This window comes from Pseudomonas sp. GW821-FHT07G10 (genome assembly GCF_059418545.1).
Genome location: NZ_JBWKQB010000002.1, coordinates 152,315 through 162,126, shown reverse-complemented (window position 1 = coordinate 162,126; position 9,812 = coordinate 152,315). Strand labels below are relative to the sequence as shown.

Sequence of the window (9,812 nt, the reverse complement as noted above, 5' to 3'; positions counted from 1 at the left end):
ATAAGTCCCAGGCCGCTGCAAATATCACATTTCGTTACGATATAACGATGGTAATGAAATTTTCTCTTCGCACCTATCCTTTTGTCTGCACGGCAGTGCCTGTGGATAAGCCCTTTCCATGGGGCTTGACCAAAAGCGTACAACCGAAACATATTACGAGCATAATTTTTGTGCGATCTAACTTCCTGACCTGCAACCCGCACCCGACACGCTCTGAAGCGTTGCGTCAGGCGGCGATGAATGTGGAGGGGATGGCGACGCTGATCCAGTTTTATACGGTGGGAGTTTATGTTGGTTGTTCAACCGTCTTCGCGGGCAAGCCTCGCTCCCACATCAGTTATTCGGCGAACACAAAATGTATGCCTCACGCAGATCTGTAGGAGCGAGGCTTGCCCGCGATCGACTCAATCCGGCAAATGCCCCAACGGCAATGGCCCGGGGGTTTTCACTGTGTGGATCGCGAAGTTGCTGCGAATGTCGCTGACGCCCGGCAGTTTGAGCAAACTGCCGGTGAGAAAGCGTTCATAGCCACGCAAGTCCGGCACCACGACTTGCAGCAAAAAGTCCGACTCGCCCGACACCAGAAACGCTGAAATAACCTCAGGCAACGCCGTCACCGCCTGGCGAAAAGCTTCGGCTTGAGCATCGTTATGCCGCTCGACCTTGACCCCGACAAACACCGTCAAACCCAGGCCCACCTCGTCGCGATCGAGGTTGGCCTGGTAGCCACGAATTACCCCTGCCTCTTCCAGCAATCGAACCCGACGCAAGCAGGGCGAGGCCGAAAGACCGATCTCGTCGGCCAGTTGTACGTTGCTCAGGCGTCCGTCTCGTTGCAGGGCCGCCAGGATTCGGCGGTCGTAGGCGTCCAGTTTCATGATTGGCATATCCTGACTGTTCTTGTTCATCACTTGGCAGATTATGCCAAGTCTAACCACTTTGCTGGCTGACTACGCAAGCACCTACCCTGCCCTTCGGGCATAGACTTTGATCACCGAATCGATAACGAATGGGGTGGCAAGGTGGCAGAACTCTGGATGTTTTTTTTGGCTCTGGCGGTGGTGTATCTGCTGCCGGGCCCGGACATGATTCTGCTGCTGCAAACTGGCGCGCGTCAGGGCACAGCCACGGCGCTGGCGACTGCAGTGGGGCTGGCGATTGCCCGTGGTTGCCATGTGGCCTTGGCGGCGTTGGGCCTGGCGACCTTGTTCAAGGCCGCGCCCTGGACCTTTGAGGCGGTGCGCCTGGCAGGTGCCACCTACCTGCTATGGCTGGGGGTTCAGTGTCTGCGCTCCAACATGTTGCTGAGCCTGAACTCAGCAGGTGCGTCCACCCGGACCTTGCTGTGGCGTGAAGCGATCCAGCGTGGGTTGCTGACCAACCTGCTTAACCCCAAGGCGTTGCTGTTTTGCTCGGTGCTGCTACCGCAGTTCATTGACCCTCAAGCCGGCCCGGTGGTGGTGCAGTTCGCCAGGCTTGGCGTGGTGCTGGTCATCGTTGGGCTGTTGTTTGACAGCTGTTACGCACTGGTCGGGGCCAGGCTCGGCCGCTGGCTCGAACGCAGCCCCTCGGCGCAGCGGGTGCAGCAATGGCTGTTCGGCAGCTTGTTGATCGGTTTTGCCCTGCGCCTGACTTTCGTTCAGCAGGCGTAAAGCCCTGCGCTTGGCAATCTGCCGGTACTTGCAGGATCTATGCGATGACTTCGGGATGAAACAAGGGCCTTTCAAGGCCCTTTGCGTCACTGGCAAGTACCCTGCTCAGCCAGGCTTGCGGGCAATGATGACCTGACTTTTCGCCACGACCGCGTCCAGCGCCTGCTTGATCTGCGCGCCACGCGGTGAGGACAGAATCGCCTGCCAGGTGTCGGCCCAGTGATTGAGCAACGGATGATCGGCGTTGCTGAAGTCGACCTTGGCTTCCCAGAACAACAGCATCCACATCGACCAGTAGAAACCGTACTGGCTATGACTGATCACTTCCAGTCCGGCATCGGTGACCATTTGCTTGAACTGGTCTTCGCTGATGATCCGGATGTGGTTGGGTTTCTGGAAGTATTCGGGTGCAGCGATGTCTTTTTGCAGGTCTTCGGAGCTCGGATGCGGAACGCTCAACAGGTACAAAGCACCCGGTTTGCCGACTCGCACCAACTCGGACAAAAACTGCGCCGGGTCGTCGACGTGTTCGATGACTTCGGTAGACACCACCCGCGTCGCCGTCGCATCCGCGATGGGTAGTGGGTTGCAGTCCGTGACATGGCACTCGACGCCACGCGCCGGGGTATCGCTCAAGCGCTGGCGGGTCGCCTCGACCTTGGCCGCGTCGATGTCGGCAATGATGATCCTGGCCCCGCGCATGCCGCAGAAATGCACGTTGCCGCCGTCACCACAGCCAACGTCGACTAGTGTGTCCTCGGCCGACACCGGGAAGCCAGTGAACAGCTCGCCGGTTTGCTGATTGAACCAGCCGCTGAGCATCGCATCGTGCAGCCCCAACATGTACGGGTCGACCTTGTCGGTCGAGGTCTGGGACTGCACTGGTTCGGGTACTTTGCCCGCCGTGAGTTTCTTCAAAAGGCTCAGCATGAGGTAGCTCCAGAGGGTTGGACGGCGGTTCGGCTGGCGTTCAAGCGCTCAACCAGGCGTGTGCCCCGGTTGCGCATGGGCAGCTCGATGAATCGATAATTGAGCTCGCTCAACAGGATGATCAGGGCCATAGCGAGGAGGATGGTCAATATGGGATGACCGGCCGGGCTCGGCAGCCCCGCCGACTGCAGCCGGAAACAGAGCTCGCGGACCAGCAAATAGGCCGGTACATGGATCAGATAGATCCCATAGGAGCGACTGCCGACCCAAGTAAGCAGGTTTTTCAGCGGGCCACGCGGGAACAGGTATTCGCGGTTGTAAGAGGCGACCCAGACCAGTACGGCGCAGAGGACAGCCATTGCGCCAATGCGGTAGCTGGCGAACGTGTAGGGTTCAGTACCCAACACGCTCAGCATCAGCCCGATGCCAATCAGCAACGGCACACCGAGCCACGGACGCCGCAACACCGTGGGTTCCCAGCGAGCGTGGCTGGCGTGCGCGCCCCAGATCGCCAGCAATACCCCGAGGGCCAGGGCATCGGTCCTGATCACCATCAGTAAAGGCGTGCGCAGGGTAAGCAATTGCATGGCAACCAGCGCCAGCAGCGCCCAGACCAGACGTTTGCGGAACACCAGAATGAACACCGGCAGCAGCACATAAAACTGCTCTTCCAGCGACAGGCTCCAATAGACAAAGCTGGCCCCGTATTCATAGCGGAAGAAACTGTCGGCGAAACGGAAATTGGCAAACTGCAGAAAACCCGCCAGGGTCGCTTGAAGGTTGGCGGACAGGCTGCCGAAAGCCCCGGACTGATTGAGGAACACGCACGCCAACAGAATCAGCACCAGCCACAACCAGGCTGAAGGCAACAACCGGAAGGCCCGGCGAATCCAGAAATTGCGGGTCTGCTGCCAAAACTGCTGGCCCGAGGTGCAGCCTTGCAACACCGGGATCAGACTGCGGGCGATGACGTATCCAGAGATAACGAAAAACAGGTCAACGCCCCACCACGACTGAACGTGCGCATTGATGGCCTCCAGCAGCGGGACAGACGTGGGGAACATGCTGCCCTGCAAGTGGTGAAATAGTACGCCGAGCACGGCAATCGCCCGCAGCAGCTCAATGTCCATGATTCGCTTGTTGTTCATCACGTGCGTCCTGCTTCTGGAGCGGATTGAGCAATGCCCGGTTTGCGCGCAATAATCACCTGACTTTTTGGCATGAACTGATCCAGCATGCGTTTGATGGCCAGCCCATCGGGCTGCGCCAGCAGGTCTTGCCAGGTTCTCGCCCAACTTTCCATCAGTGGCGGATACGGCGCCTGAATCCGGTCGCGTACAGCCCCACCAAGATCACGCCCGGCGGCCCGTTCGCTGGCCCAGAAGAAAATCATGCCCATGACCCAGAAGAAGCCGCTGGCCTGACGATGCTCGATGACCAGGCCGGCGTCCTCGATCAACGCGGCGAAGTGCTCACGGGAGAAAATCTGAATGTGGTTGGGGGACTGGTAATAGCCCCGCGGCGCGATGCCCTGTTGCAGATGCTCGCCCACGGCGTCCGGAACGCTGATCAAATACTGAGCACCGGGGCGGCCCATTCTCACCAGTTCAGCCATGAACTGCTCGGGCTGGTCGACGTGCTCCAGCACTTCCATGCACACAATCTTGCTCGCACAACCGTCGGCCAAGGGCAGCGGCAGGCTGTTGCTGACCAGGCCCAGCGACGGAGCCTGTGTCTGAGCGCAAACCTGGCGGGCAAGGTCTCGAACCTTGTCGAATTCGCTGTCGGTGAAAATAACCGAAGCGCCCTGACGGACCGCAAACAGCGTCGCAACGCCCTCGCCGCAGCCTACGTCGAGCAGCGTATCGCTTGCACTGATGGCGAAACCTTTGAGCAGTTCGCCGCTGTCCGCCAGAAACCAGCCGTCGTGCATGGCGTCGTGCAGACCAATATCACGCGGCGACACTGCGGGCGCGGGCGCAAGCAGCGGCTCAGCCTGTACACCACACAGACGTCTGAACAGTGCACGGATCATGCTTCCGGGGTTTCCACTGCGAGCGTCTTGCGACTATCGAACAGTTGCACGAAAAAGGCCTGCAAACGCTCCTGCGCATTGGCCTGGCTACAGAATTGTTCCAGGCTGCGTACGGCATGCGCGGACATGTGTGCGTAGCGCTCGCCATCCAGTTTGGCCACCTCATAGCTGGCCCGATAAGCTGAACACAATGACGCCCAGTTGGTGATGTAGCGCAGGGTGCGAAACGCCTTGCGCGGATCATGGGGCCAGGCGGTCAGCTCTTCAGTGGAGTCGATGATGAAGCTGTTGTCCGCGTCCATGTAATCAATCATCGCCGTGGTGCAAGGCGCCACCGCAGGTTTGCCACAGGACATGAACTCCATCAGCGGCAGGCATTGTCCTTCGCCGTAGGAGGTATTCACCACGTAGCTGGTGGCTTGCACCAGGCGTTCATAGTCGGGGTCAGCCAGATAGCCGTAAATCAAGACGATCCGGCAACGGTAGGATTGATTCTTGTAGAGGTGGTGAAGGATATCGCTCAGCGCTTGCTCGGCATCGTGATGGGTCAGCTTCAACACCAGCGTTGCATCCTCCACCTCGCGGAACGAGACACAGAAAGCGCTGAGCATGTCTTCCCAGTTCTTGCGACCATCACTTGGGTTGAATACCGAGGTGTAGACCACGCCATCGAGTACCAGCTCACGATCCTGAACCGGAGCATCGAAATCGATTGCAGTGCCATTGCGCAAGTGCGCGGGCCCAAAGGCGCACAGATCGAGCTGGCGGCTGTCGACCAGCAGCCCCTTCAGATTGAGCTTGACCTGATGAGCCTGTGGCTGACGCTCAAGTTGTTGGCCCCGCGCTGCAAAACGATCCCAAACCGGGGCCGGGATGGCGCTGATGGGGTAGTCCGCGCCCATGGCGTCGCACACGGCTCTTACCGTGTAGCTGGAATGGGTAATCGCCGCGCCCGCCGCGCCAAGGACGTTGCGCCAATCGTTTCGGGGTTCGCCGTCCCAGCTCTCGTTGGGAATCGTGCTGAACTCCCAGGCAAACACCGGAATGGTCGGGCAGGCATAGTGGATCGGCGTGCGATGAGGCGGCGAAAACGACAGAAACACGCACTCTTCGCCACGGCCCAGACACTCACGGTACAAGCGATCCACCTGCTCGTCGGGGTCGGTGATCTCCACCACCGTGCCCAGCCGCTCAAGCACCGGGCGGTATTCCTTGAGCACGAAGTAATAGCTGTATTCAGAGCGGCCCAGATTCTGCGTGATGGTGCTCTTGTTGGTTTCCGAATGAATGAGGATCAGCATGATGCGTTGTCCGCCACAGCGACTGTCGGTGCAGTCCCGAGCGCACCTGTCAGGGGAAGCTCGAAGAACGCCCAGAGACGCTTTTGTACGGGGCTGAAGGCGCAATAGTCACGCATGCGCTCAATCGCCGCACGGGACATGTTCTGGTAGACGTCCGGCTGTTCCTTGGCCATTCGATAGCTGTCCTGATAGGCGGTTTTCAGCGAGCCCCAGTCCGGTCGATGACGCAGGGTGCGATAGATAATGCGTGTGTCCTGCGGCCAGATCGTCAGCTCCTCGCTGGACTTGACGACAAAAGCCACTGTCTCATCGATGTAGTCTTCCATGGCGGTATGGTTCGGTGCGATCACCGGTTTGCCGCTGGCCATGAATTCCATCAGTGGCAGGCAAAGCCCCTCACAGCGTGAGGCGTTCACATAGAAACTGGCGGCCCCATACAGACGGGCATATTGCGGGTCATCGAGATAGCCATGCATGACGACCACCCGGCAGGCGAACGGCGAAAGCTGCGCCAGCAGAGTCATCAGCTCGGTGTAGTAGCAAGACAGATCGTTATGGGTGATCTTCAACACCAGCGTGGCATCGTCGATCTCACGAAAGGCCCAGCAGAAGGCGGTGATCAATTGATGCCAGTTCTTGCGGCCATCCTTTGGGTTGAACACGCTGACATACACGACGCCTTCCACCAGGGTTTCGACGCGCTGACTGGTGTCCGGCAGGTCCAACGCAGGTTGCTCCGGTTGCGGCACGGACTGAGGACCGGCCACACCCGGCAGGTACCTGGCCAAGTGTGAATGCTGCTTGTCCGATAGCAGGTCGCGAATACCTTCCCAATACCACTGACTCAAATACAACGTGCGGCTGGCAGGCCCAGACTGCGACTGGCCGCGAACCGCTTCCAGGCACCACAGGCGCAGGTAATGCTTGGCGATGACAAAGCGTCGCTGCCAGGTCAATGGCGGCGGCCGCAAGGCATCCAGCAGTTCCTGCTCCTCGGGGGTCAGCCGCGGTGCAAGCAGCGCATCCGGAGACAGACCGAGCAACCTTGTGTCGAGAATGCAGCCCTTGATGCCCAGGGTAGTCCCCGGATTGATCGGCGTGCTGGAATACTGATCGCGAATGGTGGCGAAATTTTCCCAGAGCGGCGTGGGCAGTACCAGGACCGGAAAGTCCTCACCCAGCGCCCGACGGACGGCCCGTGCGGTGTGGCTCGATAACGTAATGACCCGGCCATGACGAGCAAGTGTACGGCTCCAGTCCTGATGCGGGTCGTTATCCCAGTGTTCGTCGGGGATCGAATCGAACTCCCAGGCCACCACACAAATGGTCGGGCAGCTCAGGTCGGTCGGGGTTTTCTGGGGTGGCGTGAACGAAAGGAAGAGACTCTCCTGGCCTTCACGCAGGAGTTGCCGATAGAGCGGATCGACTTCAGCGGTCGACTGCACCACGTGAACCCGCCCAAGGCTTTCAAGTACCGGACGGTAGGCCTTGAGCACGAAGTAGTAACTGTATTCCGGACGGCCGAGGCTCTGGCTGATCGAACTGTCGTTTACGTCCGAGTAAAGAATAAAATTCATGGCATCCCACGATGAAGCCGCCGTTGGGCAACTTCACTCTATGACGGCAGATCCATTGACGAAGTCCTGTATTTCCAGTGGCTTCGCCGATCATCCTCATGCCCGTCTACGTTCTTGTTTTATTGGTCAGCTTTCCCTGGCCAAAAGCAGCCATGCTGATCGCTGGGCGGTCGCGACGAGGGGCATTCTAAACACATCCGTTGAGGGTTCGTGAACCGGCGGGCGACAATTTTTGCGCTACGCTGACGAGAACTGACTGGTCACAATTGGACTTATTGAAATTGCTGGGCAATTGGCACAGATTGTCTCAAAACAACTACAACAATAACTTCGCACGCCACTGAATCTGGAACAACTACTAGAAATTGCCGGATTTTCTCAGCAACGACTGGGGTGATTTGCCGAAGTTTGATAATTGAGGGGGCTGCTGTTTGAAGAAGCGTCTGTTCGTTACGGGTCTGACTGGATTCGTAGGACGTCACATCCAATCCCGTCTGAGTGCTCCCGATTCGGTTTGGGATCTCCTGCCTGTAGCGTCCGGCTATGACCTTTCCCAGCCACACAGCCTGGAAGACCTGTGGCCCGAAATGCCCGACGCCGTCATCCACCTGGCTGGCCAGACCTTCGTCCCCGAAGCGTTCCGTGATCCGGCCAAGACTCTGCACGTCAACTTGCTCGGGACGCTGAATTTGCTGCAGGCGCTCAAAGCTCGCGGCTTCAACGGCACCTTCCTGTATGTCAGCTCTGGCGACGTTTATGGCCAAGTGAGCGAATCCGCGCTGCCCATCGATGAAAACCAGTCGCCCTGCCCGCGTAACCCATATGCTGTCAGCAAGCTCTCGGCGGAATTTCTATGCCTGCAATGGGGTATGACCGAGGGCTGGCCGGTGATCGTCGCGCGCCCCTTCAACCACATCGGTACCGGACAAAAGGACAGTTTCGTCATCGCCAGCGCCGCACGCCAGATCGCCAGGATCAAACAGGGTCTGCAAGAACCACAACTGGAAGTGGGCGATATCGACGTGACCCGCGACTTTCTCGATGTGAGCGACGTGGTGTCTGCCTATCTGGCCATGCTGCAGCGCGGCTCACCCGGTCAGACCTATAACGTCTGCTCAGGCAAAGAGCAAAGCATCCGCAGCTTGATCGCACAGCTGGCGGACATCGCACAGGTCGACATCGAATTGATTCAGGACCCTGCGCGTCTTCGCCGCGCAGAGCAGCGTCGCGTCTGTGGTAGCCATGCCAGGCTGCAACACGCCACTGGGTGGACACCTGAGATAACTACACAACAATCCTTGCGGGCGATCCTGTCCGACTGGGAGTCACGAGTACGCCAAGAATGACAAAAAGTGCACTGATCACTGGGATCACCGGACAAGACGGCGCCTATCTGGCCAAGCTGCTGCTCGACAAGGGTTATCAGGTCCACGGTCTGGTGGCGCGTCGCAGCAGCGATTCGCGCTGGCGCTTGCGTGAGATGGGTATCGAGGGCGAGATTCGCTATCTGGATGGCGACATGGCCGACGCCTGTTCAGTGCAGCGCGCGGTGATCAAGGCCGCTCCCGATGAAATCTACAACCTGGCGGCACAGAGCTTTGTCGCAGCCTCCTGGGACCAACCGGTGACCACCGGAATCGTCGATGGGCTGGGTGTGACCCACCTGCTCGAGGCGATCCGTCAGTTCAGCCCGCACACGCGTTTCTACCAGGCCTCCACCAGCGAAATGTTCGGCCTGATCCAGGCTGAGCAACAGGACGAGAACACTCCGTTCTATCCACGCAGCCCCTATGGTGTGGCCAAGCTCTACGGTCACTGGATCACGGTGAACTACCGCGAAAGCTTCAATTTGCACGCCAGCAGCGGGATTCTGTTCAACCACGAATCGCCCCTGCGCGGGATTGAATTCGTGACGCGCAAAGTGACCGATGCCGCCGCGCGTATCAAGCAGGGCAAACAGCAGGAGCTGCGCCTGGGGAATATCGACAGCAAACGCGACTGGGGCTTTGCCGGCGATTACGTCGAGGCCATGTGGCTAATGCTGCAGCAGGAAAAGGCCGACGACTATGTGGTGGCGACCGGTGTCACCACCACTGTCCGTGAGATGTGCCGTATTGCGTTCGATCACGTCGGCCTGGACTACCGGGACTTTGTGAAAATCGATCAGGCATTCTTCCGTCCGGCCGAAGTTGACGTGTTGCTCGGCAACCCGGCCAAAGCGCAACGCGTCCTGGGCTGGAAGCCCAAAACCAATCTCGAGAATCTGATCCGCATGATGATGGATGCGGACATGAAACGCGTCGCCAAGGAGTAAGGC

General features: G+C 58.9%; 9 protein-coding genes and 1 pseudogene. 4 read left to right on the top strand and 6 right to left on the bottom strand.

Annotation, left to right across the window (positions count from 1 at the left end):
- Nucleotides 1-185: 185 nt before the first annotated feature.
- Nucleotides 186-257, top strand: a pseudogene (locus AC07O1_RS03995) (hypothetical protein); the annotation flags it as partial.
- Between the two features lie 147 nt (nt 258-404).
- Here the strand turns inward: AC07O1_RS03995 and AC07O1_RS03990 are convergent.
- Nucleotides 405-878, bottom strand: a complete 474-nt coding sequence (locus AC07O1_RS03990) for an Lrp/AsnC family transcriptional regulator (protein WP_494991002.1) — start codon at nt 876-878, stop codon at nt 405-407.
- Between the two features lie 144 nt (nt 879-1,022).
- On the opposite strand from AC07O1_RS03990, the gene AC07O1_RS03985 reads away from it, so the two are divergent.
- Nucleotides 1,023-1,652 (top strand): LysE family translocator, encoded by a 630-nt coding sequence (locus AC07O1_RS03985; RefSeq protein ID WP_495087977.1) that lies wholly within the window; start codon nt 1,023-1,025, stop codon nt 1,650-1,652.
- 105 nt (nt 1,653-1,757) lie between these two features.
- Here the strand turns inward: AC07O1_RS03985 and AC07O1_RS03980 are convergent, their stop codons facing one another.
- Genes AC07O1_RS03980 through AC07O1_RS03960 form a run of 5 tightly spaced genes read right to left on the bottom strand, consistent with a single transcriptional unit; the run spans nt 1,758 to nt 7,495 of the window.
- Nucleotides 1,758-2,582 (bottom strand): class I SAM-dependent methyltransferase, encoded by an 825-nt coding sequence (locus tag AC07O1_RS03980; protein ID WP_495087976.1) that lies wholly within the window; start codon nt 2,580-2,582, stop codon nt 1,758-1,760.
- Nucleotides 2,576-3,730, bottom strand: coding sequence for an acyltransferase family protein (locus AC07O1_RS03975; protein WP_495087975.1), 1,155 nt, complete (start codon nt 3,728-3,730; stop codon nt 2,576-2,578). Before AC07O1_RS03975 ends, AC07O1_RS03980 begins: the two co-directional genes overlap by 7 nt.
- The gene (locus AC07O1_RS03970; RefSeq protein ID WP_495087974.1) at nt 3,730-4,617 is read right to left on the bottom strand and encodes a class I SAM-dependent methyltransferase; all 888 of its coding nucleotides are present in this window, start codon (nt 4,615-4,617) and stop codon (nt 3,730-3,732) included. Before AC07O1_RS03970 ends, AC07O1_RS03975 begins: the two co-directional genes overlap by 1 nt.
- Nucleotides 4,614-5,918 (bottom strand): glycosyltransferase, encoded by a 1,305-nt coding sequence (locus AC07O1_RS03965; protein WP_495087973.1) that lies wholly within the window; start codon nt 5,916-5,918, stop codon nt 4,614-4,616. The genes AC07O1_RS03970 and AC07O1_RS03965 overlap by 4 nt, the downstream gene beginning before the upstream one ends.
- Entirely contained in the window at nt 5,912-7,495 is a 1,584-nt protein-coding gene (locus AC07O1_RS03960; RefSeq protein WP_495087972.1) for a glycosyltransferase, read from the bottom strand. The genes AC07O1_RS03965 and AC07O1_RS03960 overlap by 7 nt, the downstream gene beginning before the upstream one ends.
- Nucleotides 7,496-7,926: 431 nt before the next feature.
- On the opposite strand from AC07O1_RS03960, the gene AC07O1_RS03955 reads away from it, so the two are divergent.
- Both AC07O1_RS03955 and gmd read left to right on the top strand, forming a co-directional pair.
- The gene (locus AC07O1_RS03955) at nt 7,927-8,841 is read left to right on the top strand and encodes a GDP-mannose 4,6-dehydratase (protein WP_495087971.1); all 915 of its coding nucleotides are present in this window, start codon (nt 7,927-7,929) and stop codon (nt 8,839-8,841) included.
- Nucleotides 8,838-9,809, top strand: a complete 972-nt coding sequence (gene gmd, locus AC07O1_RS03950; protein WP_494991010.1) for a GDP-mannose 4,6-dehydratase — start codon at nt 8,838-8,840, stop codon at nt 9,807-9,809. The genes AC07O1_RS03955 and gmd overlap by 4 nt, the downstream gene beginning before the upstream one ends.
- Nucleotides 9,810-9,812: the final 3 nt, after the last annotated feature.